The sequence below is a fragment of the Hymenobacter sp. 15J16-1T3B genome, assembly GCF_020711235.1.
Lineage (GTDB): Bacteria > Bacteroidota > Bacteroidia > Cytophagales > Hymenobacteraceae > Solirubrum.
In genome coordinates this window covers 44,206-68,292 of the sequence record NZ_JAJFAV010000015.1, presented here as the reverse complement: position 1 = coordinate 68,292, position 24,087 = coordinate 44,206, and the positions used below count along the sequence as shown (strand labels likewise).

Annotated in this window: 18 protein-coding genes; 10 read left to right on the top strand and 8 right to left on the bottom strand. The window is 67.6% G+C overall.

Going from position 1 to position 24,087, the window contains the following annotated elements:
* Nucleotides 1-122 precede the first annotated feature (122 nt).
* The 3 genes from LJ737_RS21525 to LJ737_RS21515 all read right to left on the bottom strand — a co-directional run bounded on the left by LJ737_RS21525 (nt 123) and on the right by LJ737_RS21515 (nt 2,353).
* Nucleotides 123-1,010 (bottom strand): transketolase, encoded by an 888-nt coding sequence (locus LJ737_RS21525; protein ID WP_227768825.1) that lies wholly within the window; start codon nt 1,008-1,010, stop codon nt 123-125.
* 171 nt (nt 1,011-1,181) lie between these two features.
* Nucleotides 1,182-1,631, bottom strand: coding sequence for a thioredoxin-dependent thiol peroxidase (gene bcp / locus LJ737_RS21520; protein WP_227768892.1), 450 nt, complete (start codon nt 1,629-1,631; stop codon nt 1,182-1,184).
* A gap of 158 nt (nt 1,632-1,789) precedes the next feature.
* Nucleotides 1,790-2,353, bottom strand: coding sequence for a lipocalin family protein (locus LJ737_RS21515; protein WP_227768824.1), 564 nt, complete (start codon nt 2,351-2,353; stop codon nt 1,790-1,792).
* A gap of 189 nt (nt 2,354-2,542) precedes the next feature.
* On the opposite strand from LJ737_RS21515, the gene LJ737_RS21510 reads away from it, so the two are divergent.
* Complete coding sequence (locus LJ737_RS21510; protein WP_227768823.1) at nt 2,543-3,046, top strand: cupin domain-containing protein; 504 nt, start codon at nt 2,543-2,545, stop codon at nt 3,044-3,046.
* A 188-nt stretch (nt 3,047-3,234) separates the two neighbouring features.
* On the opposite strand, the gene LJ737_RS21505 is transcribed toward LJ737_RS21510, so the two are convergent.
* The 3 genes from LJ737_RS21505 to LJ737_RS21495 form a co-directional block, all read right to left on the bottom strand.
* A complete protein-coding gene (locus LJ737_RS21505) occupies nt 3,235-4,941 on the bottom strand; it encodes a phosphoglucose isomerase-related protein (protein ID WP_227768822.1) in 1,707 nt (568 codons plus the stop codon).
* Between the two features lie 367 nt (nt 4,942-5,308).
* Complete coding sequence (locus LJ737_RS21500; RefSeq protein WP_227768821.1) at nt 5,309-7,279, bottom strand: M23 family metallopeptidase; 1,971 nt, start codon at nt 7,277-7,279, stop codon at nt 5,309-5,311.
* Between the two features lie 335 nt (nt 7,280-7,614).
* A complete protein-coding gene (locus tag LJ737_RS21495; RefSeq protein WP_227768820.1) occupies nt 7,615-8,229 on the bottom strand; it encodes a fumarylacetoacetate hydrolase family protein in 615 nt (204 codons plus the stop codon).
* Between the two features lie 255 nt (nt 8,230-8,484).
* Between LJ737_RS21495 and LJ737_RS21490 the strand changes: the two genes are divergently transcribed.
* Genes LJ737_RS21490 through LJ737_RS26985 form a run of 3 tightly spaced genes read left to right on the top strand, consistent with a single transcriptional unit; the run spans nt 8,485 to nt 10,053 of the window.
* Complete coding sequence (locus LJ737_RS21490) at nt 8,485-9,276, top strand: M48 family metallopeptidase (protein ID WP_227768819.1); 792 nt, start codon at nt 8,485-8,487, stop codon at nt 9,274-9,276.
* Nucleotides 9,277-9,292: 16 nt separating this feature from the next.
* Nucleotides 9,293-9,934 carry a hypothetical protein gene (locus LJ737_RS21485; RefSeq protein ID WP_227768818.1) on the top strand — a complete coding sequence of 214 codons (642 nt, stop codon included), beginning with the start codon at nt 9,293-9,295 and terminating at the stop codon, nt 9,932-9,934.
* Nucleotides 9,931-10,053: a hypothetical protein gene (locus LJ737_RS26985; RefSeq protein WP_262908004.1), complete on the top strand. Its 123-nt coding sequence runs from the start codon at nt 9,931-9,933 to the stop codon at nt 10,051-10,053. The genes LJ737_RS21485 and LJ737_RS26985 overlap by 4 nt, the downstream gene beginning before the upstream one ends.
* Before the next feature lie 73 nt (nt 10,054-10,126).
* Here the strand turns inward: LJ737_RS26985 and LJ737_RS21480 are convergent, their stop codons facing one another.
* Nucleotides 10,127-10,825 (bottom strand): alpha/beta fold hydrolase, encoded by a 699-nt coding sequence (locus tag LJ737_RS21480; protein WP_227768817.1) that lies wholly within the window; start codon nt 10,823-10,825, stop codon nt 10,127-10,129.
* Nucleotides 10,826-11,023: 198 nt separating this feature from the next.
* On the opposite strand from LJ737_RS21480, the gene LJ737_RS21475 reads away from it, so the two are divergent.
* The 4 genes from LJ737_RS21475 to LJ737_RS21460 all read left to right on the top strand — a co-directional run bounded on the left by LJ737_RS21475 (nt 11,024) and on the right by LJ737_RS21460 (nt 19,984).
* Nucleotides 11,024-14,362 carry an ATP-binding protein gene (locus LJ737_RS21475; protein WP_227768816.1) on the top strand — a complete coding sequence of 1,113 codons (3,339 nt, stop codon included), beginning with the start codon at nt 11,024-11,026 and terminating at the stop codon, nt 14,360-14,362.
* 332 nt (nt 14,363-14,694) lie between these two features.
* Complete coding sequence (locus LJ737_RS21470) at nt 14,695-16,632, top strand: LVIVD repeat-containing protein (protein WP_227768815.1); 1,938 nt, start codon at nt 14,695-14,697, stop codon at nt 16,630-16,632.
* 11 nt (nt 16,633-16,643) lie between these two features.
* A complete protein-coding gene (locus tag LJ737_RS21465) occupies nt 16,644-18,554 on the top strand; it encodes an LVIVD repeat-containing protein (protein ID WP_227768814.1) in 1,911 nt (636 codons plus the stop codon).
* Entirely contained in the window at nt 18,554-19,984 is a 1,431-nt protein-coding gene (locus LJ737_RS21460) for a T9SS type A sorting domain-containing protein (protein ID WP_227768813.1), read from the top strand. Before LJ737_RS21465 ends, LJ737_RS21460 begins: the two co-directional genes overlap by 1 nt.
* Before the next feature lie 97 nt (nt 19,985-20,081).
* Here the strand turns inward: LJ737_RS21460 and LJ737_RS21455 are convergent, their stop codons facing one another.
* Nucleotides 20,082-21,467: a UDP-N-acetylmuramate--L-alanine ligase gene (locus LJ737_RS21455; protein ID WP_227768812.1), complete on the bottom strand. Its 1,386-nt coding sequence runs from the start codon at nt 21,465-21,467 to the stop codon at nt 20,082-20,084.
* A gap of 303 nt (nt 21,468-21,770) precedes the next feature.
* Between LJ737_RS21455 and dnaB the strand changes: the two genes are divergently transcribed.
* Nucleotides 21,771-23,306, top strand: coding sequence for a replicative DNA helicase (dnaB, locus tag LJ737_RS21450; protein ID WP_227768811.1), 1,536 nt, complete (start codon nt 21,771-21,773; stop codon nt 23,304-23,306).
* Nucleotides 23,307-23,425: 119 nt separating this feature from the next.
* Nucleotides 23,426-24,085, top strand: coding sequence for an outer membrane beta-barrel protein (locus LJ737_RS21445; protein WP_227768810.1), 660 nt, complete (start codon nt 23,426-23,428; stop codon nt 24,083-24,085).
* Nucleotides 24,086-24,087: the final 2 nt, after the last annotated feature.

Here is a 24,087-nt window from a genome sequence, read left to right as displayed (position 1 = left end):
GCGGCATCTCGCCGGCTGATGCTCGGCAGTACTGTTCTCGGTAAACGAAGCAATTACTACCCGGCGTCAGCCCGCGAGATGCCTAGGCCGCACTCGGCATGACGTGCTGCTTTCGCTAATGTTTAGTAGTCCGAAGCCTTTTCGACCACCAGCTGCTGCAGGGCTTTTTCCAGCTGTTCGTCGTTCGGGGCCACGCCGTGCCACTTGTGGCTGCCCATCATGAAGTCCACGCCGTAGCCCATCTGCGTGTCCATCAAAATCATCACCGGCTTGCTCTTGCCCAGGCGGGCCTGGGCGTCTTCCAGGGCGGGCAGCAACTGCTCCAGGTCGTTGCCGTTGGCTTCGAGCACTTCCCAGCCGAAGGACTCGAACTTGGCGCGCAGGTCGCCCAAGCCGCCGATTTTGTCGGTGGGGCCGTCGATCTGCTGGCCGTTGCGGTCCACCACCGCAATCAGGTTGTCGACTTTGTGGTGCGGGGCGTACATGGCCGCTTCCCAGATCTGGCCTTCTTCCAGCTCGCCGTCACCCATCAGCACGAACACGGTGCGGTCGTCGTTGTTGAGCTTCTTGGCCTGGGCCGCGCCGATGGCCACGCTCAGGCCCTGGCCGAGCGAACCGGAGGCCACGCGCACGCCGGGCAGGTGCTCGTGGGTGGCGGGGTGGCCCTGCAAGCGCGAATTCAGCTTGCGGAAGGTGCTCAGCTCGCTCACCGGGAAGTAGCCCGAGCGGGCCAGCACCGAGTAGAATACCGGCGAAATGTGGCCGTTGGAGAGGAAAAACAGGTCTTGCCCGATGCCGTTCATGTCGAAGGGCTCCGGGTGATGCTTCATCACTTTGAAGTAGAGGGCCACCAGCAAATCGGTGCAGCCCAAGGAGCCGCCGGGGTGACCGGAGTTGACGGCGTGCACCATGCGCACGATGTCGCGGCGCACCTGCGCGGCAATCTGTTTCAGCTCGGCGACGGAGCGGGTGGCCGTGGCTTCGGCGGCGGGGGAAGTAGAAGCGGACATATGGGGAAGGAGGTGAATGAGCAAATGAGTTAGGAGGGCGGCGGGCCAAACCGGCTGCGCGCGGCCGGCTAAGTTCGCCCCTGGGGGCGGTTTGCGCAAAACCTGCCCGCGGCGAATCCTACCGAAAACGAAACCGGCGGGCCCTCGAGACGGGTCCGCCGGCGGCCAAGGCTACTTGAGCAGTTGCTCGGCGTGGTTCTTCGTGTCGGGGCGGCGGATGATGCGTTCCACGCGGCCCGCGGCGTCGATGAGGAAGGTGGTGCGCGCCACGCCCCAGTAGGTGCGGCCGTAGTTTTTCTTTTCCTGCCACACGCCGTAGGCCTCGGCCAGCTGCCGCTCGGGGTCAGCCAGCAGGGGGAAGGGCAGTTCGAACTTGTCGGCAAATTTCTGGTGCGAGGCCACGTCGTCGGGGCTCACGCCGAGCACCTGGATTCCGGCGGCTTTGAGCTGGGTTTCGCCGTCGCGCAGGGAGCAAGCCTGGGCCGTGCAGCCGGGCGTGTCGTCCTTGGGGTAGAAGTAGAGGGCCACGCGCTGGCCGCGGTAATCCGCGAGGCGGCGGGTCTGGCCGCTTTGGTCCTGGGCCGTGAAGTCGGGGGCTGGGTCGCCGGGGTTGAGCGTAATCATCGGGCCCAAAGGTAACCAGTTGGCCCGGATGTACGGCGCCGAAATGCCGGCAGCGCGGCGCCCCCGTTTCTGCACCGGGGCGCCGCGCGGCGCGGACCGGGGCGTCTGGAATCGGCAAGCACAAGGGGCAACAAGCGGCGGCGGCGCCGCTTATACTATCCTCGCTCCGGCTGCTGGGTGTAGATAAGCTTGTCGACGGCAAAACCCTTCTGCCGGGCCATTCCGAGCAGGTTGGCCAGGGCCGGGTGGCTGAGCTGCGGCTCCCGGCTCAGCACCCACAGCCCTTTGCGGTCGGGCGAGCCGACCAGGGCAAACCGGTAGTCCTCGTCGAGGGCCAAAATCCAGTAGTCGCCCTCGAAGGGCCACTGAAACTGAACTTTGAGCTTGGCGTTGGTCTTCGAATCAACCACGCGGGCCACGCCGCGCACGGTTTCGGCCGGCCCGTTGATGGAGTCGTGGTGGCAGGTGTTGTGCACTTCGATTTTGCCGTCGGCCATGGGGCGGTACTCGGCCGTGACGTGCGTGCAGCCCTTCTCGAAGCGCTGCGGCAGGCGGGCTATTTCGTACCAGTGCCCGGCGTAGCGGTGCAAGTCGACGTGCGGGACGGTGGTGAGCGGGGCGTGGCGCCGGCGGGCCAGGGCGTAGACGGCGGCGCTGGTAGCCACGACGGCTGCGGCAGCCGGCCAAAAGCTGGGTTTGCGGATGCGGGGCGTAGACATGCGGAAGGTGTGGGGTGCAACACCGGTGTACGCAGCGCGGGGCGCGGGCGTTCGGGCCCGCAGGCGCGGGCGCGCCATACTTGCGCCGTTTTGTGAGTGCGCGGGGCTGCTTACCTTTGCCGGTCTGGGGCGGCCGCACTCCCTCGGCCGCGGCCGGGCCGCCCCGGATTTCTCACTAGCCAAGTATTGATGAGCACCGCAACCGATAAGCAGCAGCTTTTCGCCCACACCGAACAGCAACTCCGCCAGCAGGGCTTCGGCATCGAGCGCCAAGACCAGACGCGCCCCTGGGGCGGCTTCTTCGTCATCGACGAAGGGCAGGCCCAGCAGTTTGCCGACACCTATTTCGACGGCCTGTCGGTGGACGAGCTGCGCATTTCGGGCAAGCTCAGCCCCAAAATCCTCATCGTGGCCCCCGGGCAGCGCCTGTCGTGGCAGTATCACCACCGCCGCGCCGAAATTTGGCGCGTGGTGCAGGGCCCGGTGGGCGTGGTCACCAGCGACACCGACGCCGAGGGCGAGCTGAAAACCTACCAGGTGGGCGAGCAAATCACGCTGCGCCAGGGCGAGCGGCACCGCCTCGTGGGCCTGGGCGGCTGGGGCATCCTGGCCGAAATCTGGCAGCACACCGACGCTCAGCAGCCCTCCGACGAGGACGACATCGTGCGCGTGCAGGATGACTTTGGGCGCTAGGATGTAGTGCTTGGAGTGTAGTGTCGGGTGCTTGGGGCGCAAACGGAACGGTCTTACTGGCTACCGGCGCTTTATACGCTGCTCAGTCATTCGTCAAGAAAAAGCCCCGCCGGAATACGTTCCAGCGGGGCTTTTTATGGCTGTGGTGCTGAGAGGCGAAACCACCTCTCAGCACCAGGCACCTAGCACTATCCTTTCAGTGCGGCGGTCAGCGCTTTTACACCGGCCAGCGCATCGGCACCGAGGTGCACGCGCAGGGTGCGGCGGTCGGCGCTGCGCAGGGCCTCCAGGTCGCCCTGGGCCTGGGCATCCTTGAGGGTGCCGAAGGTGTAGGTACGGCCGGGCAGGGGCAGGTCGGGGTTGTTGTCGGCGGTGAGCTGCAAGAACAAGCCGGTGTTCGGCCCGCCCTTGTGGTACTGGCCGGTGCTGTGCAAAAAGCGCGGGCCGTAGCCGAAGGTGGTAGCCGCGTGCAGGCGCTGCTGCAGGGTGGCGCGCAGCTCATCAATGGCCGCGTTCAGCTCGGGCGTCTCCGTTAGGTAGGCCTGAATGGACACGTAGCTGCCGGGCTCGGCCTGGAAAAAGCCGCTGAGCAGCGCCTTGGCGTCGGCCGCGGCCGTGCCGCCGTAGTAGCGCAGGCCCTCGGCTTCCAGCGTGGCAGTTTCCTGGGGCAGGGCGCCTTTTTCGGCCACTTCCTTCATCAGCTTGTCGGTGGCGGTTTTGGCCGCCTGCACGTTGGGCTGGTCGAAGGGGTTGATTTCGAGCACGGCGCTGGCCACGGCCGTAGCCACTTCCCAGCGGAAAAACTCCTGGCCCAGGTCCAGCGCGTCGTGCATGCGGATGCTGATGACCGGGTGGCCGGCGGCCTCCAGGGCCTGCAGCTTCTGCTGGTTGGCCTGGTCGGCCTCGCCTTCGTAGCCCACGTACACGAACACGCGGTCATTGCCGTAGAGGCGCACGTCGGCCAACGGCTCGCCGGCCACGGGCAGGATGCCCACGCCGTGCTTGCCGGTGCTTTCGGCAATGAGCTGCTCCAGCCACAAACCCAGGTCGCTCAGGCCGGCCGGAGTTACCAGCGTGAGCTTGTCGCGGCCCTGCTGGGCCAGCACGCCCAGGGCCACACCCAGCTCCAGGCCGGGGTTGTGGGTCACGTCGCCGCTGGAGCCGTTGGCCTGCATCATGCCCACCGAGCGGCGCAGCAGTTCTTCGATGTCGATGCCGTAGAGGGCGGCGGGCACTAGGCCGAAGTAGGAGAGGGCCGAGAAGCGGCCGCCCACCTCGGTGAAGTTCAGGAACACGCGGCGGTAGCCCAGGCTTTCGGCCGTGGCAATGAACTTGGAGCCGGGGTCGGTAATGGCCACGAAATTCTCGCCGGCCTTGTCGCCCTTGATGGCCTTGATCCGGTCGTAGAAATAGTCGCCGAAAGCCAGCGGCTCGGCCGTGGTGCCCGATTTGCTGGCCACGATGCACAGGGTGGTTGCCAGCGGCACCTGCTGCTCGATGTGCTGCACGGTGCCGGGGTCGGTGGTGTCGAGCACCAGCATTTCCAGGCCCTCAGCCGACTTCGGGAAGGACTTTTCGAACACAATGGGAGCCATCGACGAGCCGCCCATGCCCATCACGATGACGTGGGTGAAGCCGGCGGCCCGCACTTCCTGCACGAACTGCTCGATTTCGGGCACGCGCTCCTGCATGGTTTCGGCCACGCGCAGCCAGCCCATGTAGACGCGCAGCTCGGCCTGGGCCTGGGCATCCTGCACCCACAGGTCGGCCTGCTTTTGCCAGAAGCCGGCGGTGAAATTCTTGGCGTTGAATTCGGCGAGTTTGGCGTCGACGGCGGCTTGGTACGGGCCCAGGTGCAGCGCAGCGGCGGGCACGGATTGTTGCGTTTCTCCCATCGGGGTATGAAGCGAGGTTGAGGAATGAACGGGGTTCGGAACAGCCTACGGACAGCAGGGCCGGCCAGGCCGGCCGCGGCGCGGCTGCGGCAGTAAAAATGCACCGGCTTTTGGAAACGGCCCGGCGCCAGCATGAATTTTCCGCGCTCGAAATGTTGCCTAGGCCAGTAACCCGCTGATGGCCAAAGCGGAATTTGTCGGGCTCGGCCCGGCGCCAGCGCCGGGCCTTACGCGAATAAGTTGCGTTATTTATTTAGGCTGCCTCGGTTGCTGCTCCGCGCGCGGGGTGCTTCCGAGAAACACCAGAGCGGGTGGCGACTTCTCGGGTCGAAAAGCCGCCGCCCGCCCCAGGTAGCTTATCCTGCCACTATAGGTTCAGCTGCAGCACCCGCTCGTTACCGGCCTGGTCGGTGAGGCGCAGGCGGGCGGGGCCGCGCAGGGCCGGGCCGAGCGTGTCGGTGCGCACAGTGAAGAGCGTGGAGTTCTTGTGCTCGAAGCGCAGCAGGCGGAAGCGCCCGCCGATTTCCAGCTCGTAGCTGGCCAGGCCGGAAAGGTTGTCGCTGACCTTGAACGTGAGCCCGCCAGCGCGGCTGACGAGGCGGGCAGAGGGCGGAATCGTGTCGGTGAGAATGCGGAACTGCCCGTAGTTGCGGGTGTTGAAGCTCAGCAGCTCACCGTCCCACTGGCCGCCGGCCCAGCTAGCCGTACCGCCGCGGATGAGGTAGGCCGCCGCGTGGGGTTTGTCGGCCACCGGCTCGGCGGGCTTCAGCGTCACGCGCATGGCCTGCTGAATGGGCGTGCGCGGGTTCTGGATGGTCCAGGTCTTGTCCTTGAAGCCGGTTTGCAGGTAGAGCGTGTCGTAGTTGGTGCGCGGGGCGAAAACCACATTCACCAGGTTGTTGGCGAAAAGCTGCTCCTCGCCGGCCGGAATGGCCGCCACCCGGTCGAAGCGCTGGTCATTGGTGATGCCCGGGAAGCGCATAAACTCCGGCAGGCCGGCGCGCAGGTCGTAGAGGTACACCGTGCGGCTCTGGTCGGTGTAGCTGGGGCGCAGCTGCAGCTGCCGGCTGCCGCGCAGCAGGGTCAGGTTGGGCGCCGTGCGGGTGGTGTCGTCCACGGTCACGCGCAGGATGTTGCGCAGCACGTCGTAGCGCAGGGTGGGCTTGCGCACCGCGGCGGCGCGGGTCTGCCAGTACTCGGGCTGTTCGCCGCGCAGCACCAGGTGCAGCGGCGTCACGTTGCCGTAGGCGTCGAAAAGGCGCATCTGCACGTCGTAAACCTGACCGGCTTCCACCCGCAGCTTGCCCTTCGACGGCCCGACCTGGTAGATGGACAGCTGGTTGCCGTCGTCTACCCAGAGCTTCTCGAAGGTGCGGCGCGAGGTCATTAGGTACTCGTAGTCGATGTGCTGGTTGACCTCGCGTGTCTCGTCGGGAAAGCCGATGCCGTTGATGACGTGGGCGTAGAGCGGCTGCCCGTTCACCTGCACTTCCACCCGGTACAGCCCGTTCTTGTTCCAGGCGTTGTCGAACCGATCAAAAGCCTGCAAAAGCAGCCCCACGGTGCCGTAGGCCGAAATGGTATCGGCCACGCTGAAGCCGGTGCCAGGCGCGCCCGTGGGCGTAAACAGCCGCTTCTCGAAGCGCCGCTGCACCCGCCCGTCGATGCTCAGCGGCTCCACGGCGGCCATGACCACGGTGGGCGCCACGTGGTCCTGAATTTCCTTGAAGCCGCCCCACTGCAGCGGGTTGAGCTGCTGGTCCTTGGCGTCGCGCACTTCCCAGTGCAGGTGCGGGCCGGCCGAGCCGCCGGTGTTGCCCGACAGGGCCACCACCTCGCCCTTGGTAACCGGGAACTGCCCGGGCTCGAAGAACAGCTCCAGCTCGTACGTGCGCTTCTCGTACTGGCGGCGCAGCAGCTCCTGGGCCACGGCCCCCTTGAAGTGGTTCAGGTGCCCGTACACCGTCGTCAGCCCGTTGGGGTGGGTGATGTAGAGCACGTTGCCGTAGCCGAAGGAGCTTTGCTTCAGGCGCGAGATGTAGCCGTCGGCGGCGGCGTACACCGGCAAATCCACCGTGCCGTTGGTTTTGATGTCGAGGCCGCCGTGGAAGTGGTTGGGGCGCAGCTCGCCCATGCTGGCGGCCAGCAGGTTGGGCTGCCCGGGCTTGATGGGAAACAGAAAATAGCCGTCGAGGGCGTGGCGGGTGGTGTCCTGCGCCGCCGTGGGCTTGGGCGCCTTGGGCTTGTCGGCCTTGGGGCCCGAGTCGGACGAGCAGGAGAGGGGCAGCGCCGGCAGGGCCAGCAGCAGCAGCTTGGCAAACAGGTGGTTCAACAACACAGGGGCAACAACGAGCTTTGAGCGGCCGTCGGGGTGGCGCCGCGGAAAGAAAATTACACAGGTCGGAGGGCGTGCGGTGGGCTATAAATTGGGAACGTCCACATTCGTCTGGACGTCATGTCGAGCGCAGTCGAGGCATCTCGCGGGCTGACGTTGCACGATGACAATAGAACGTCATGCTGAGCGCAGTCGAAGCATATCTACCGCTTCGTTGACGCGCCTTTCTGCCATCGTTCGGTGGAGATACTTCGACTGCGCTCAGCAGGACATTACTATCCAGCGAGATGTCTCGGCTGCGCTCGACATGACGGACGGGAGAAGTTTCAGCCCAACAACTACTTCACGCTCACGTCGAAGAACTGCTCGTCTTCGATGTAGCCCACCAGCTGGTCGCCGACCTTGATGGGGCCCACGCCGCTGGGCGTGCCGGTGAAAATCAGGTCGCCCATCTTCAGCGTGATGAACTGCGAGATGTAGCTGATGATTTTGTTGAAGTCGTGCAGCATCATGGAGGAATTGCCCTGCTGGCGCACCTCGCCGTTGACTTCCAGGCGGAAGTTGATGTTTTTCAGATCGTTGAACTCCGACACCGGCTTGAAGGTGGCGCCCAGCGGGGCCGAGCCGTCGAAGCCTTTGGCCAGCTCCCAGGGCAGGCCCTTGCTCTTGAGTTTGCTTTGCAGGTCGCGGGCAGTCAGATCCAGGCCCAGGCCGATGGCGTCGTAGTAAGTATGGGCAAACTGCTCCTCGATGTGGCGGCCGTTCTTGCTGATGCGCAGCACTAGCTCCACCTCGTGGTGAATGTCCTGGGTGAAGTCGGGGTAGAAGAAGGGCTGGTTGCGCTGCAGCAGCGCCGTATCGGGCTTGGCGAAGATGACCGGGGCGTCGGGGACTTCGTTTTGGAGCTCGGCAATGTGCTCGGCGTAGTTGCGGCCGATGCAAAGTATTTTCATGGAAAGCGGAAATCAGGGGGAGAAAACGGGGCCGCGCAGGGCCCTGAACAAAAGTACGGGATTGAGCGAGGCAGCAAAATCGGCCGCCGGCCCCGCCGCTTTACGGGCCGCCGCGCCAAGCCGTTAGCGGCAGCACAACATTTTGCCCGGCCCGCGTCGTATAGCACGCACCCGGTGGGGCCGTCCCGAAAAGCGGATTCGCGCCCAGTGCACGCGGTCCGGGCCCCGATTGTCCACTTAGCCACCTCTCCGCTCATGTTCAAAAAATTCCTACTCGCCGTAGTACTCTCCGCCAGCGCCGGCTGCGCCTCGGTGCCGATAACCGGCCGCAACCAGCTCAGCCTCGTGTCGGACCAGGAAATCAACACGATGGCCGCCCAGGAGTACCAGAAGGTGCTGCAAACCAGCCGGCTCTCGTCGAATGCCGAGCAGACGGCCATGGTGCGCCGCGTGGGCCAGCGCATTCAGCAGGCCGTCGAAACCTACTTCCGCCAGCAGAACAAGAGCAGCCAGCTCGAAGGCTACCAGTGGGAGTTCAACCTGATTGAGGACGCGCAGGAAAACGCCTGGTGCATGCCCGGCGGCAAGGTGGCCGTGTACACCGGCATTCTGCCCATCACCGAGGACGAAAATGGGCTGGCCGTGGTGCTGGGCCACGAAATTGCCCACGCCGTGGCCCGTCACAGCAACGAGCGAATGAGCCAGCAGATGGCCGCCGAAGGCCTGGGCGGAGTGCTGTCGGCGGCGGTGGGCCAAAACCCCTCGGCCACCCAGAACGTGTTTCTGCAGGCCGTGGGCGTTGGCTCGCAAGTGGGCCTGCTCAAGTTTAGCCGCACCCAGGAATCGGAGGCCGACCACCTCGGGCTGATTTTCATGAGCATGGCCGGCTACAACCCCGACGGGGCCGTGAGCTTCTGGCAGCGCATGGCCGCCAAGCAGCAGGGCGGCAACATCGAATTTCTCTCCACCCACCCCTCCGACGCCACGCGCATTGCCGACATTCAGCGCGAGCTGCCCGAGGCGCGTAAGTACTACACCGCCCGCTAGGTAGCGGCCCCACACCGTGCTCCGACTTCTCTCCACAACCCGACTTCTCCTAGCCCCGGCCCTGCTGGCGGCCGCGCTGCTCAGCGCCTGCGAAACCACCCGGCGCACCCGCGAAACCGCCAACCCCGACGACGGAACGGCCACTTCCGAGCCCACGCGCCGCAGTGAGCGGATCGAACGCAAAGAGGAAAAGAAAGAACAAAAGGAAACCGCCGACCTGCGCATCATGGACTCGCCCAACCGCTTGGTAGCGGCCGTGGTGGAGAGCAAGGTGCAGTACAAAGTGCCGCGCGAAATCCTGATGCAGCAATTTAACCGGCAGTTCGACGACGGCACCGTGGTCGACAAAGCCTTGGTGCGGCCCATTCAGAGCAAGGCCAAAACCAAGGAAAAACCCGTGTACTACCTCGTGGGCATGGGCCTGCGCAACGGCATGTTCCGGGCCATGGCCCTGCCCCTGCAGCTGAGCACCGACAACGAGCTGTACCTGAGCACCACCGCCGAGCGGTACATGCTCGAAGGCCGCGGCTGTCAGATGTGCTACTTCAATTTTGAGGGCGACAAAATCACCGGCACGCTCTGCGACGACAACTCCGGCGGCGGCACCTGCACCCTCACCGTGGTCGAAAGCAACACCTTCTTCCCGCCCAAACGATGAACCGCAAGTGGCTGCTGCGCCTCGGCCTGACGGCCCTGGCCCTGCTCATCACCACCGACCGGCGCCGCCGGCCCGCCCCCGCACCGCCCAAGCCGGCGGACGACAAACCCGCTAATTAGCCAACGGCCCGCTTCAGCTGAAGCGGGCCGTTGGCTTTAGGGTAATTCGGCGAAGTCAGCGGCGTTGCCCGCCTCAGGCATTGGCCCGGGCAAACTCCCGGATGCGCAGCGCCAGGCCGGGCAGGTCGGCGCGCTCCAGCGGGTGGGGCGTGTTCGGCAGCACCTCGAAGGTGGCTTCGGGCAGGTAGGCCGCAAACTGCCGTGAGCTTTCGACGCCCGCCGTCTTGTCCAGCTCGCCCACCAGTACCTGCACCGGAATGCTCAGGCGGGAAAGGTTTAGTTCGTGCAGGGGCGGCGCCTCGCCCAGCTCCCGCAGCATGGCGGCCGTGGCCTCCACCACCGCGTGCCACTCCGTGGGGGCGTGGGCCTGCTGCAGCTGCTCCACGTACTGCGGAATCTTGGCCTGCATCTTGGCCGGCTCCAGCATGGCCGTTTCGGCCGCCGCCGTTTCCGGCGACCAGTCGAAGCGGGTGCCGTAGGTGGTGATGCTGCGGATGCGGCCCGGGTCGGAGGCGGCGCTGAGCACGGCCGCGTAGCCGCCCATGCTGTAGCCGAACACGTGCACCTGGTCCAGCCCGTGCGCGGCCAGGAAGTAGCTGACCTCGGCCGCGAAGTGCGTCATGGTGAAGCGCGCCGCGTCGAGCGGCTGCCCGCCGTGCCCGCCGAAGGAAAACGTGTGGACCTCAAAATCGGCCGCCAGGCGCTCGGCCAGGGGCTGCAGCTGCCGGGCCGAGCCCAGTGCACCGTGGAGAAGAAGCAGGGAAGGTTTCATAGCAGACCAAATGTAAGGCAAACCCATCCAGCAACGGGACCCAACCGCGGGGCCGGTCGGGGCGCCGCGCGGTGGCATTTCCGTTGGCGGCGGCCGGTGCTTTGTGCTTACTTTGTTGCATACGTTGGTCGGTGGCGGGCCGGTGCCGCCCCGCGGCATGCGGCGCTCCGCTGCCCAGCCGGCTTAGCCCCGCGGTTCATGCATTCGTTTTCGGCCCAGTTGCGTTTGTCCGGTGCCCTGCTAGGGCTGGGTCTGACGCTGGCCGCTTGTTCGCAGCAGCCGCCCGCGGGCACGGCCCCGCCCCAACCGGCCGCCCCACCGCTGCCCGCGCCGCTGCAGGCGCTGCTGCCCACCGCCCGCATCCCCTTCGACTCCGCCAGCGCCCGCCGCGACATCCGGCGCCTGCAGGCCGCCGGGCGCTGGCGGTCCGATTCGTTGGCCCGGATGCTGGTGCACTTGCGCCTGGCCAATGATTACCAACAGGTGCCCCGCCTGGATTCCGCCTATTGGCACCTGCTGCAGGCCCAGCGGGCGGCCGGGCCGGCACCCCGCCGCGCCCAGCCCGCCGAAGCCGTGCTGCTGGCCCGCGAGCTGGCCGTGTACCACTGGCAGCAGCAGAACTACGACAGCGCCCGTTACTACTACGCGCAGGGTGCTGCCCGCTTCACGGCCGCGGGGCTCGACAGCGTCCGCAGCGGCTTGCCGGTGGAGCAACAGCTGTTGCTGACCAGCGGCTACCACTGGGCTTGGGGCAGCGAGCTGGCCGGCCTCTGCGCCAACGCCGGGCTGGCCCACCGGCAGCTGGGCCAACTAGGAGCGGCCCTACCCAATTACGAGCGGGCCATTGCCCTATACCAGGGCCAAGCCAACCAGCCGGGACTGGTGTGGACGCAATGCCTGCTGGGCAAGGCCTACGAGGAGCAAGGCAACGACGCCCGTGCCGCGCAGGCCTTTGAACGCGCCCTGACCACCGCCCGCGCCATGCTCCGGACTGCGCCTAGTGCCGTAGGCACGTTTCAGGGCGCCCTTGACTACTACTGCCGGCTGCTGATTCGGCAGGGGCGGCAGGCGTACCTGGAGCAGCTGGTCGGCGAGAACTTGGCCGCCGTGGAGGCCGCCGGACACGACCCCGCCGCCGATGCCCGGGAGCTGCCCTTGCTGAGGGCGCGGCTGCAGCTGATGGTGGCCGGGGGGCGGGTGCAGCTCGCCCCGAGCCGGGCGGCGCAGCCGCTGCGGGAGGCCGCCGGCGCGTTGGCTGCCGTGCGCCGCTACTTCACCCCCGATCAGCTAACTATTGTCGACTACTACCAGCTGCGGGCCACGTGGTGGGCGCTCCAGGCTTGGCAGCAACCGGCGTCGCGCCGCGCCGCGCTGCTGCGCCGCGCCATTCCGACGCTGGATTCGGCCCGCTGGCCCAGCCAGCGCGAGCTGAGCCGCCGCGAGCTAGCCGATTTTGCCGTGGCCATGCAGCAGCCCGCCGTGGCCACCCGCCTGCTGGCGCCCCTGGTGCGGCCCTACGAGCGGCACCGGCGTCGCCTGCTGCTCAGCCAAGTATACAGCCTGCTGAGCCTGGCCCACGCCGCCACCGGCCGCTTCGACAGCGCCTACTACTACACCCGCCGGCACGAGCTGCTCACCGACACGCTGCGCGCCGCCCAGCAGTACGCCGCCCTGGCCGCCGCCGAAACCCGCTACCGCACCCGCGTCACCGAAGCCCGCCTGCAGCAGCTGACGACCCAGAGCGAGCAGCAGCGCCGCCAGACGCGGTGGGCCTGGGGCACGGCGCTGCTGCTCGGGGGCTTGCTCACGGCCGTGGTGCTGGCCCTGCGCCTTGCGCGCCGCCGGGGCCAGCTGCTCACCGCGCAGCGCAACCAGCTCCAGGACCAGGCCAGCCACCTCGCCGCCCTCGACCACGCCAAAAACCAGTTTTTTGCCAACGTCTCGCACGAGCTGCGCACCCCGCTCACCTTGGTGCTGGGGCCGGTGGAAACCCTGCTGACCAGCGCCGCGCCCCTGCCCAACGCCGTGCGCGAGCCGCTGGCCGTAGCCCTGCGGCACGGCCAGCGCCTGCGCGAGCTGATCAACCGCATTCTGGAGCTGACCAAACTGCAGGCGGGCCGCCTGGAGCTGCACCTGGCGCCCGTGCGGCTGGCGCCGCTGCTGCGCCGGTTGGTGGGGCAGTTCGAGGCCGCTGCCGCCCAACGCGGCCTGCACCTGCGCTTCCCCACCAACGTCGCGGAAGCCCTGCAGCTGCGCACGGACGCCGACAAGGTGGAGCAGGTGCTCACCAATCTGCTGGCCAACGCCCTGAACCACACTCCGCCCGGCGGCAGCATCACCGTCACGGCGGCCTGCACCGAGCCGGACCTGTGCACGCTCACCGTGCAAGACACCGGCCCGGGCATTGCCCCAGCCGAGCAGGCGCGCGTGTTCGAGCGGTTTTACCAGAGCCCGCAGCGGCAGGCGCAGGGCGGCACCGGCCTGGGCCTGGCCCTGAGCCGGGAACTGGCCGAGCTGCTGGGCGGCTCCCTCACGCTGAGCAGCCGGCTGGGCGAGGGCACCACGTTCACGTTCCGTCTCCGCGCCGCGCAACTACCTGGTGCTGATTCGGCGGAAGGTGACGCCCGCGCTGAGCCGCAAGTCCCGGCGGCTGATGCCGGAGTCGGCCAACCGGCGCAACCATTGGCACTGCGGCAAACTCCGTTGCCTATGCCGGCCCCGCCGCCCGCGGCTATGCCCGGCGTGCCCGCCGAGGCGCTGGCCCGGGTGCTGGTGGTCGACGACGAGGCCGACCTGCGCACGTATCTGCGCCAGCTGCTGGCCCCGCACTACCACGTGCTCGAGGCCGAAGACGGGCGCCAGGCCCTGGCCGTGCTGGCCCGCGAAGCCGTGGATTTGCTAGTGGTCGATTCGATGATGCCCCACGTAAGCGGCATTGAGCTGCTGCAGACGCTGAAAACTGACCCGGAGCGGCGCGGCCTGCCCTTCCTGATGCTCACGGCCCGGGCCGACGACGCCCACCGGCTCACGGCCCTGGAAACCGGCGTCGACGACTACCTGACCAAGCCCTTTGCCGCCGCCGAGCTGCTCACGCGGGTGCAGGCCCTGCTGGCGCGCTACCGGGTGCGCCAGCACTTCGCCGCCCTGCCCGCCGAGGTGTACTCCGGCGTCGACGACATGCTGGCGCCCGCCCCCCGGCCCGGGGCGGCCACCCCGGCGGCGCCCGACCTGCTGCCGCAGTGGCGGGCCGTAGCTGCCCTGCGCCTCACCGACCCCGACTTCGGCCCGGCCGACTTGGCGGCGGCGCTGCACCTGAGCGAGCGGACGCTGTACCGGCGCCTGAGCGAGCTGGCCGGCCTGACGCCCGCTGCCTGGCTGCGCGAGCTGCGACTCGACCACGCCCGCCGCCTGCTCGAAAGCGGAGCCTTTGGTACGGTGGCCGAGGTGGCCTACGCCGCGGGCTTTGCCAACGCCAAGCACTTCAGCACGCTCTTCGCCCAGCGCTACGGCCGCAAGCCCAGCGAGTACCGCCGCTGAAGCGGCTGCACTGTTGCCGGACTGCTCATGCCCGCCACGGCCTAGCCGTGGCGGGTTTTTAGTGCCCGCCGAGTCCGCGCCGCAGGGCCGAATTTCTGCCAATCTGGTCGGCGTGGCTGCCACGGGGCGGGCTGGCAGCGGGCCAAACCACATTGGCAAGCGCAGCGACCCGGTGGGAGGGAAGACCACAGAACTTTATCGGAAGAATGTAAAACGGCCGCCGCGGGTCTTGGCAAAGCGCCTGCCCGGGCCGGTCTGGCCGCGTTCCGGCCGGCCCCGGCGTGCGGCCCGCTCACTCCGATTTTCTGTCATCTACTCAACCGCAGTTTCCTATGCGCAACCTTTTCTCCTGGCCCGGCCGGGTGGTTGTTTTGTTGCTCCTGCTGGCGCTGCTGCCCGGCCGGGGAGCGGCCCAGAACGTGGGCATCAACACCACCCAGCCCACACAAACGCTCGACGTCAACGGCGGCCTGCGCGTGCGCGGCCTCAGCGGCGCCGGCGACAGCCGCCTCGTGACGGTGCAGCCCGACGGCACCCTGGGCCTGACGCCTTCCTTCTACAACGCCCAGGCCACCGGCGACCTGCCCGGCCTGCTGGGCGCGCCCACCACGCTCGGCGAATCCCCGGTGTGGGCCGAAACGCGCGGTAGCCTGCTGTACGAACTGGGCATAAGCATGAGCGGTGCCGGCGGCCTGGTCAAGATCTACAACGTGAGCAACGCCGGGGCGCCCGCGCTGCTGAGTACCCTCGCCACGGGCACCATCGTTTACAAAATGGCCCTCAACGGCGCGGGCAACATGCTTGTCGTCATCAGCTCAAGCGGCGGGCGGATGCAGCTCATCGACGTGAGCAACCCCGCGGCGCCAGCCTTGCTGAACACTTATTCCATCGGGTCCAACCCGCGCGGTCTGGCCATGCAAGGCAACACGGCCTTCGTGCTCAGCGGCAACCTCTCCACGCCGACCTTGCGCGTCTTCGACCTGAGCAACCCGGCCGCTGCCACCCCGCTGCTGCTGGCTACCATTCCCACGGCCTCCGCCGGCGAAGCGGTAGCCCTGAACGCCGCCGGCACCCGGGCGTACGTGGCGGAGTACGGCTCCGGCAGCACCGGGCAGATCGAAGCCTTCGACATTAGCACGCTGGCCAGCCCGACCTCGCTGGGCACGGTGACGATGAGTGGGTACGCGACCAAAATTGTGCTGGAAGGCACGCGGGCGTACGCTGTTTCCTCCAATATCCTCTACGCCTATGACCTGACGGGGCCCGCCGGCGTGGCTTCCCTGGGCTCATTAAACACCGGCTCGGCGGGCCCCGCCATCAACCTGACCGTGCACAACGGCCTAGCTTACCTGATGAACCTGCGCGCGCTGACGGTGGTGGACCTGAGCAACCCGGCGGCTTTGAGCCAAGTGAGCCAGGTGGTGCTGCCGCCCGCCGGCAACGTGCAGGGCGACGTGGTGCGCGTCGGCTCGTCGGTGTTTCTGCTGCGCACCATCGATGCTACCCTGCGCACCGGGGAGTTGCGCGAGTACCAGCTGGTGCAGGCGGGCCCGCCGCGCCTGGTGACGGTGAATGCCGACGGCACCCTGGCCTCGCTGCCCACCCCCACGCTGAGCCTGAGCGGGCAGACGCTGAGCATCAGCGGGGGCAACGCCGTCACCCTACCCAGCACCGGCGACAACCTGGGCAACGGCGTGGCCACCAGCGCCGTGCGCCTGCCCGAGCAGGACCTCTACCTGCGCGCCGGCACCGCCACCGACGACGGGCTGGGCCGCTACGGCAGCGGGCGCCTTTGGGCCGGCCAAGCCATCGACGGGCCGGTGCTCTACGGGCACGGCGGCGGGGCCCTGGGCGGGCGGGCGGGCGGCGCCGCCACCACCGCCCTGCGCTGGGCGGCCGACGGCAACGTGGCCCTGGGCAGCGCGGCCCCGCTGGTGCGCCTCGACGTGGACGGCGCCCTGGCCCTGCGACCCGCCGCCCCGGTGGCGCTGACGGCCAACAACCAGGCCGTGACGGTAGGCAACAGTTCCTACCTGCGGCTGACCTCCGACAATAACAGCCCCGGGCAGCGGGTGGCGGTGCTGAGCGCGGGCCTGGTGCCCGGGCAGATGCTGCTGCTCGAAAACGCGGGCAGCACCGGCAGCTTCTCCCTGGAAGAAGGCGCCTCCGTCGAGCTGACCGGCACCAGCGTAGCCCTGGGCCCGGCCGACGTGCTGCAACTCGTGTGGACCGGCGCCAAGTGGCTGCAGCTTTCCTTCAGCAATAACTAAGGCCCGGACCCATGAAGCGCGACACTTCCCTGAACCCCCACCGGCCGCCGCGCCGGGCCGCCCGTTGGCTGAGCACGGCGGCATTGCTGCTGCTGCCCCTGCTCGGGGCGGCCCAGCAGCAGCTCGGCATCGGCACCGACGCGCCCACCCAGACGCTGGACGTGAACGGCACGGTGCGCGTGCGCGGCCTCGGCAGCGCCGATACGCGCCTGCTCCGCGGCCAGTCCGACGGCACCCTGGCGCCCGGCACGGGCCTGTACGGCAGCAGCCCCACGGCGCCGGCCCTGACGCCGCTCGGCTCGGTCCCCATTGCCGCCAACGCCCGGTGCCTGGCCCTGCTCGGCCAGCGCGCCTACGTGGCCAACTACAGCGTGCCGTCGTTGCAGGTGTTTGATTTGAGCAACCCCGGCAGCCCCGCGCTGCTGCACTCGGTACCCCTGGCGTTTTTGCCGACGGGCCTGGCCGTGAGCGGGCCGCGGGCCTGCCTGGTAGGCGGTTCTTCCCTCGCCGTGTTCGACGTGAGCACCGCCCTGCCGGTGGCGCTGGCCACGATAAACACCGGCGGGCAGGTGCAGGCCGTGGCCCTGAGCGGCCCCACGGCCTACGTCACCAACATCACCACCAACGAGCTGATGGCCTACGACGTGGCGCTGCACACGCCCGGCAGCCAGCCCACGCTGCTGAGCACCATTAGCACCGGCGCGGGCCTGGATGAAGTGGCCGCGCGCGACAGCACCGTCGGCGTGATATGCACCGGCAACGCCACGAGTTATTCGCTGCAGCTGTTCGGCTTCGGCAGACTGGACCGGCCGGTGCGCAAGGGCGTCATCGGGGCGGCCACCGGCGCCAGCGCCCTGACCCTGACGGCGGACCGGGCCAGCGTGGTGAGCCTGGGGGGGCAGCTGCAGCAGTTTGATATAGCCGACCCGTTCCGGCCGGTGGCGGTGGGCGCCGCCACGCTGGGCATCACCGGCCTCGACGTGGCGGTGAGCAATGGCTGGGCGTACGTGGTGGGCACCAACAACGCCAGCAACACTCTGCTGGCCTACGACTTGACCGGCCCCGGCAACCCGGTGCTGCGGGGCTCGGCCAACACCGGCAACACTTTCGGCGTGGCCGTCAGCGGCGACCTGCTGGTGACCATCAGCGGGCAGATCAACGGCAGCGGGAGCAACGTGCTGCAGACCTTCCGCCCCCAGGCACCGCGGGCCCTGAGCATCAACGCCGACGGCGCGTTGGTGTCGCAGCCGGCGCCCACGCTGAGCCTGAGCGGCCTGCAGCTGAGCCTGGGCGGCGGAACTGCTGTGACCTTGCCCAACGCCGACAACCTGGGCAACGGCGTGGCCACCAGCGCCGTGCGCCTGCCCGAGCAGGACCTCTACCTGCGCGCCGGCACCGCCACCGACGACGGGCTGGGCCGCTACGGCAGCGGGCGCCTTTGGGCCGGCCAAGCCATCGACGGGCCGGTGCTCTACGGGCACGGCGGCGGGGCCCTGGGCGGGCGGGCGGGCGGCGCCGCCACCACCGCCCTGCGCTGGGCGGCCGACGGCAACGTGGCCCTGGGCAGCGCGGCCCCGCTGGTGCGCCTCGACGTGGACGGCGCCCTGGCCCTGCGCCCCGCCGGCACCGGTGCCGTGGGCCTCACCGCCGACGACCAAACCGTGCTGGTCGACAACCGGACGGTGCTGCGCGTGACGTCGAACAGCACGTCCGGCTTCGACCGCACCATCCTGCTCGGAGCGGGCGCGCTGGCCGGGCAGCAGCTGGTGCTGCAGAACGTGGGCACCAGCGGCACCTTCGAAATCCGCGACGGCAGCCCGAGCGTGAACCTCAGCCAGCACCACCTGCTTGGCCCCGCCGACGCGCTGCGACTGCTCTGGAATGGCTCGACCTGGCTGGAAATATCCTACAGCGACAACTGATGAAGCTCCTCCCTTTTACCCGCCACGGCGCTTGGCTGGCCCTGCTGGCGCTGCCACTATGGACCGCTCAAGCGCAAAATGTGTACGTGAACGGCGCCACCCTCACCGTGCAGCCCGGTGCCACCCTGCTGGTGGCTGATTCCCTGGCAATCAGCGCGGGCGGCGCCCTCACCATCGAGGGTACCTTGCAGCTGGGCGGCAGCCTCACCAATGCCGGCACGCTCACTGCCAGCGGCTGGGTGCTGCTCCGCAATGGCCGCCTGCTGCCCGGCGCGGCCAGTCTCGCGCAGGTGCGGGTGCTTGGCGGTCCTGGCCTGCTGCGCGTGCCCCAGGATGTGGTCATCGGCCAGCAGCTGGTCGTCGAGGGCATGGTGCGCACGGGGCGCACGGCGGCGGTGCAACTCGGGGCCGGGGCCACGCTTTCGGGCGAAGGACCCGGCCACTACGTGCAAGGCAACGTGCGCGTGACCCGCAGCACCGTCACCGGCCCCACCGACTTTGGCCTCGGCGCCACCCTCGACGGCAGCGGCCAGAACCTGGGCACGGTCAGCATCACCCGCACGGCCGGGCTGCAAGCCGCCGACCTGAGCTACGGCACCAACCTCGGCGCCGGCGCCCGCGGCATCGACCGGGTATGGACCATCGAAGCCGCGCAAGCCCCCACCGCCCCGGTGCCGCTGGCCCTCAGCTGGCTGCCCGACGACGACAACGGACTCAGCGGTTTTGGGCAGGCGCGGGTATGGCGGCAGGAGCAACCTGCCGCCGCTTGGCAGGCTGCCGGACCCTACGTCGATGCGTCGGCGCGCAGCATCAGCATTAGCACGGCCGCCTTCGGACGCTTTACCGTCAGCAACGCCGCCAATCCGCTGCCGGTGGTGCTGCTCAGTTTCACGGCCGAGCGGGAAGGGGAAGCGGCGCTGCTGCGCTGGGCCACGGCTCAGGAACGCAACAGCGCCTATTTCGCCGTAGAAAGCAGTCCGGACGGCCGCACGTTTCGCGAAATCGGCCGCATCGGGGCCCGCGGCACCAGCACCCAACGCAGCGAGTACCAATTGCGCGACGCCAACCTGAGCCGCTACGCCGCCCCGCTGGTGTACTACCGCCTGCGCCAGGTCGACCAAGACGGCACCGCCACGCTCTCGGAGGTGCGCACCCTGGCCGGGCCGGCGGGGGCGGAGCTGCTGGTGCAGGCCTACCCCAATCCCACCGCCACCGCTAGCACCCTGCTCATCCGCGCCGCCCAGGCCGGCCCCGCCACCCTGCGCCTGACCGACGCCCTGGGCCGCACCGTGCTCCAGCGGGAGCTGCACCTCACCGCCGGCAATCAGCGCCTGGAGCTGCCCGAAGCGGCCCACTGGCCCCCGGGCGTGTACGCGCTGCTGCTGCGCCAAGCCGGGCAACTGCGTACGCTGCGGCTGGTGCGGGAGTAGCGCCCAGGCTATGGTCGGCAAAGGCAAAAACGCCCCGTCCGGGCTGCCCGCACCTGCGGCAGCCCGGACGGGGCGTTTCGAAAACAAGCCCAGCCGATTATTGCTGGCCCGTCACTTCGCCCGCCAGCTGCACCAGATCCAGCCCGTCGAAGGTACCGGAGGTCATCATCAGCAGGTTGGCCTGGTGCCAGTCTTGCTCGCGCAGGAAAGCCGCCAGCGCCCGGCTGTCGGTAAACACGCGCAAATCGGGGCGCTGAAAGGCCTCGGCGACCTGGGCCTCGCTCAGCGGGGCCAGGCGCTTGTGGGCCAGCACCTGCGGGTTGAAATACACCACGGCCACGTCGGGCGCGTCGAAGGTGCCGGCGTACTGGGGCAGAAAGGCCGGGTTCAACGAGCTGAACGTGTGCAGTTCCAGGCAAGCCACCAGCCGGCGCTCCGGAAACTGGCGCTTAAAGGCCGTTGAAGTGGCTTTCAGCTTGCTCGGGGCGTGGGCGAAGTCTTTGTAGACCACCGACGTGTTGCCCTGCTTCACCAGCTCCAGGCGGCGGGCCGCGCCTTTGAACGAGGCAATGGCTTCGTAGAAGTCCTTGCCCTTGATGCCCAGCTGCTTGCACACCTCGCGGGCGGCCGAGATGTTGCGCAGGTTATGCTCGCCGAACACCTGAATCGGCACCAGCTCGTCCTTCTTGGTGATAAGGAAGGTCTGCCCGTTGCGAATCACGTTTTCGTGCGGGCCGTAGCCCACGTACTTCACGTCGGGGTTCGAGGGCACGCTCACCAGCTGCGCCTGCTCGTCGTCCTGGTCGAAGATGAGCACGCCGGCCTTGGGCGTCATCTTGGCAAAAATGGCGAACTGCTCGCGGTAGATTTCCTCGGTCGGAAACACGTTGATGTGGTCCCAGCTGATGCCGGAAATTACCCCGATGTGGTGTTGGTAGAGGTGAAACTTCGGGCGGCGGTCCACCGGCGAGGAGAGGTACTCGTCGCCCTCGATGACGATAATCGGGGCCGAGTCGGTGAGCTTCACCATCAGGTCGAAGCCCTCGAGCTGGGCGCCCACGGCGTAGTCGAACTCGCGGCCGTGGTAGCGCAGCACGTGCAAAATCAGCGAGGTGATGCTGGTTTTGCCGTGCGAGCCGCCGATGACGATGCGCTGCTTGTCCTTGCTGGCCTCGTAGATGAACTCGGGGAAGGAAAACACGCGCAGGCCCAGCTCCTGGGCGCGGTGCAGCTCGGGGTTGTCGGGGCGGGCGTGCATGCCCACGATGACCGCGTCGAGGTCGGGGGTGATGCGGGCCGCGTCCCAGCCCATGTCGGCGGGCAGCAGGCCGGCCTTGTGCAGGCGGGTGCGGGCCGGGTCAAAGATTTCGTCGTCGGAGCCGGTGACGTGCACGCCTTGCTGGTGCAGGGCCAGGGCCAGGTTGTGCATGATGCTGCCGCCCACCGCAATCAGGTGGACGCGCCGGTACGGGGGGTAAGCCATGCGGGCAGTCGGGGTGCGCTACTGTGGGGTGGACCCGGCCGAAAAGCCGGGCCGGCCGTAAACAGCCGGGCGGCAAAGGTAATAAGCCCGCCCGGGCCAAGGCATTGGCGCCGGGGCAATAGGGGCAAAGTAGCGAAAACTCCTTCCGCAATCAACGCCAATAAATACCCGGCTCGGCCGTATTTTTGACACCCCTTTCCGTATTTTCGGACCGAGAGGAGCAGCCGCACGATGATGGACGACAGCAATAGCCGCGTTAAACAACTGGCCGCCAGGGCCCACAAAGCCTGGAACCGTCCGGTGATGCCTTCCGCGCCCACCGGCAAGCTGCCCCCGCAGGCCCTCGACCTCGAGGCCGCCGTGCTGGGCGCGCTCATGCTGGAAAAAGATGCGCTGACCAGCGTCATCGACATTCTCAAGCCCAAGAGCTTTTACAAAGAATCCCACCAGCAGATTTTTCAGGCCATTCTGAGCCTGTTCGACAAAACCGAGCCCATCGACATTCTCACGGTGACGCAGGAACTGCGCACCATGGGCACCCTGGAAATGGCCGGCGGCCCGCAGTACGTGGCCCAGCTGACCTACCGCATTCAGTCGGCGGCCAACATCGAGACGCACGCGCGCATCATCACCGAGCACGCCATCAAGCGCGAGCTGATTGCCATTGCCTCCACGGTGCAGCGCGACGCCTACGAGGATACCCAGGACGTGTTCAACCTCTTGGACCAGACCGAGCAGGCCCTGTTTGAGGTGTCGGAGTCGAACATTCGCAAGAACTTCGACGACATGCGCAGCCTGATGGGCAAGGCCATCAAGGAACTGGAAGAAAAGAGCAAGCAAACCGGCGGCCTCACCGGCGTAACGTCGGGTATGATGGCCCTGGACCGCGTGACCTCGGGCTGGCAGAAGTCGGACCTCATCATCATTGCCGCCCGCCCGGCCATGGGTAAGACGGCCTTTGTGCTGTCGTGCATGCGCAACGCGGCGGTGATGGACAAGAAAGCCGTGGCCTTCTTCTCGCTGGAAATGTCCTCGATTCAGCTCGTGAACCGCCTGATTTCGGCCGAGGCCGAGCTGGACTCCGAGAAAATCAAGAAGGGCAACCTCGCGGACTACGAGTGGCAGCAGCTCAACCACAAGATTGCCACGCTCTCTAACGCGCCCATTTTCATCGACGATACCCCGGGCCTGAGCATCCGCGAGCTGCGCACCAAGTGCCGCCGTCTGAAGTCGCACCACGACATTCAGATGATCATCATCGACTACCTGCAGCTGATGACCGGCAACGGGGACGGCAAGCCGGGCGGCAACCGCGAACAGGAAATTGCCTCGATTTCGCGCGCCCTCAAGGGCATTGCCAAGGAACTGAACATCCCGGTTATTGCCCTCTCGCAGCTTTCGCGTTCGGTAGAAACCCGCGGCGGCGACAAGCGCCCGCAGCTCAGTGACCTGCGCGAATCCGGCTCCATCGAGCAGGACGCCGACATGGTAATGTTCCTCTACCGCCCTGAGTACTACGGCATCACCGAGGACGAAATGGGTAACCCCACGCAGGGTGTGGGCGAGGTTATCATTGCCAAGCACCGGAACGGCGGCCTCGACAACGTGCCGCTGAAGTTTATCGGCCGCTTCACCAAGTTCATGGACTTGGACGGGCAGGGGGGCTTCGCGCCCGAGGCCAGCTACAACACCGGGCAGCTGCCGGCCAGCACCTTCGACGAGCCCGACCCGGGCTTTGCACCGAACACCATCCGCCTCGGCTCGCGCATGAACGACGCGCCGCCTTCGCCGCAGCCGTTCCCGAAGAGCAACTTTGCCAACGAGGATCCGCCGTTTTAGGCCCCTGGTACTGCCCCGTACTACCGCGAGGCCCGGCAATTGCCGGGCCTCGCGGTGTTTTAGCCCGGAAGCCGCCGGAAATAGGCTAGCTTGCCGCGGTGCTTATTTATCCGGTTGCTATGAAATCGAGTGTATTGTTGTTGGCGGGCTCGCTGCTGAGTGGCGCTGCCCAGGTCCAAGCCCAAACCGCTCCCGCGCCCCGGCCTTGGCTGGTCGGAGTTGGGCTGACGGCCATGTCGGGGTACTACATCCGGGCCAATGAGTCGCTGGACGGGGTGCGGTTTGCCCCGAACCTGCACGCGCAGGTGGCCATGAGCCCCCGCGTGGCGCTGCAGGGCGCGGTGGCCTACCAGAAGCGCACTACCGACCGCGACGAGAGCGGTAATGCCACGCGCTACGTGCAGCACAAAGAAACCAAGTCGACGGTGGTGCCGGTGCTGCTGCGCGTGACGCTAGGCCCGCTGCCACGGAAGGCGCATGTGGCGCTGCTCGGCGGCCTCACCTTCCGGCATTCCGACCTGGTGAATCAGGAAACCTACTACAACACGGGCGGCACGTATCCGGGCACGTTTCGCAACGAACAGCTGGAAAACCGCCTGGATGTGTTCTTTTCGCTGGGGGCGGGGCTGCGCTACCAAGTGGCCCCGCGCTGGGCCGCCCTAGCCGATATCGGCCTCAACTTCCGGCTGGGTGGCGAGAAAACCCAGTATTACGAGCTGCTGCCGGCCTCCACGTTGGCCGTGGGCGTGGGCTATAGCCTGGGGGCGGCGCGGCCCTGAGG

What these genes read in the sequence shown, in the direction of transcription:
- LJ737_RS21525 (WP_227768825.1), bottom strand. Translation starts at nt 1,010, where the DNA reads ATGTCCGCTTCTACTTCCCCCGCCGCCGAAGCCACGGCCACCCGCTCC.
- LJ737_RS21515 (WP_227768824.1), bottom strand. Translation starts at nt 2,353, where the DNA reads ATGTCTACGCCCCGCATCCGCAAACCCAGCTTTTGGCCGGCTGCCGCA.
- LJ737_RS21510 (WP_227768823.1), top strand. Translation starts at nt 2,543, where the DNA reads ATGAGCACCGCAACCGATAAGCAGCAGCTTTTCGCCCACACCGAACAG.
- LJ737_RS21505 (WP_227768822.1), bottom strand. Translation starts at nt 4,941, where the DNA reads ATGGGAGAAACGCAACAATCCGTGCCCGCCGCTGCGCTGCACCTGGGC.
- LJ737_RS21495 (WP_227768820.1), bottom strand. Translation starts at nt 8,229, where the DNA reads ATGAAAATACTTTGCATCGGCCGCAACTACGCCGAGCACATTGCCGAG.
- LJ737_RS21490 (WP_227768819.1), top strand. Translation starts at nt 8,485, where the DNA reads ATGTTCAAAAAATTCCTACTCGCCGTAGTACTCTCCGCCAGCGCCGGC.
- LJ737_RS26985 (WP_262908004.1), top strand. Translation starts at nt 9,931, where the DNA reads ATGAACCGCAAGTGGCTGCTGCGCCTCGGCCTGACGGCCCTGGCCCTG.
- LJ737_RS21480 (WP_227768817.1), bottom strand. Translation starts at nt 10,825, where the DNA reads ATGAAACCTTCCCTGCTTCTTCTCCACGGTGCACTGGGCTCGGCCCGG.
- LJ737_RS21475 (WP_227768816.1), top strand. Translation starts at nt 11,024, where the DNA reads ATGCATTCGTTTTCGGCCCAGTTGCGTTTGTCCGGTGCCCTGCTAGGG.
- LJ737_RS21470 (WP_227768815.1), top strand. Translation starts at nt 14,695, where the DNA reads ATGCGCAACCTTTTCTCCTGGCCCGGCCGGGTGGTTGTTTTGTTGCTC.
- LJ737_RS21465 (WP_227768814.1), top strand. Translation starts at nt 16,644, where the DNA reads ATGAAGCGCGACACTTCCCTGAACCCCCACCGGCCGCCGCGCCGGGCC.
- LJ737_RS21460 (WP_227768813.1), top strand. Translation starts at nt 18,554, where the DNA reads ATGAAGCTCCTCCCTTTTACCCGCCACGGCGCTTGGCTGGCCCTGCTG.
- LJ737_RS21455 (WP_227768812.1), bottom strand. Translation starts at nt 21,467, where the DNA reads ATGGCTTACCCCCCGTACCGGCGCGTCCACCTGATTGCGGTGGGCGGC.
- dnaB (WP_227768811.1), top strand. Translation starts at nt 21,771, where the DNA reads ATGCCTTCCGCGCCCACCGGCAAGCTGCCCCCGCAGGCCCTCGACCTC.
- LJ737_RS21445 (WP_227768810.1), top strand. Translation starts at nt 23,426, where the DNA reads ATGAAATCGAGTGTATTGTTGTTGGCGGGCTCGCTGCTGAGTGGCGCT.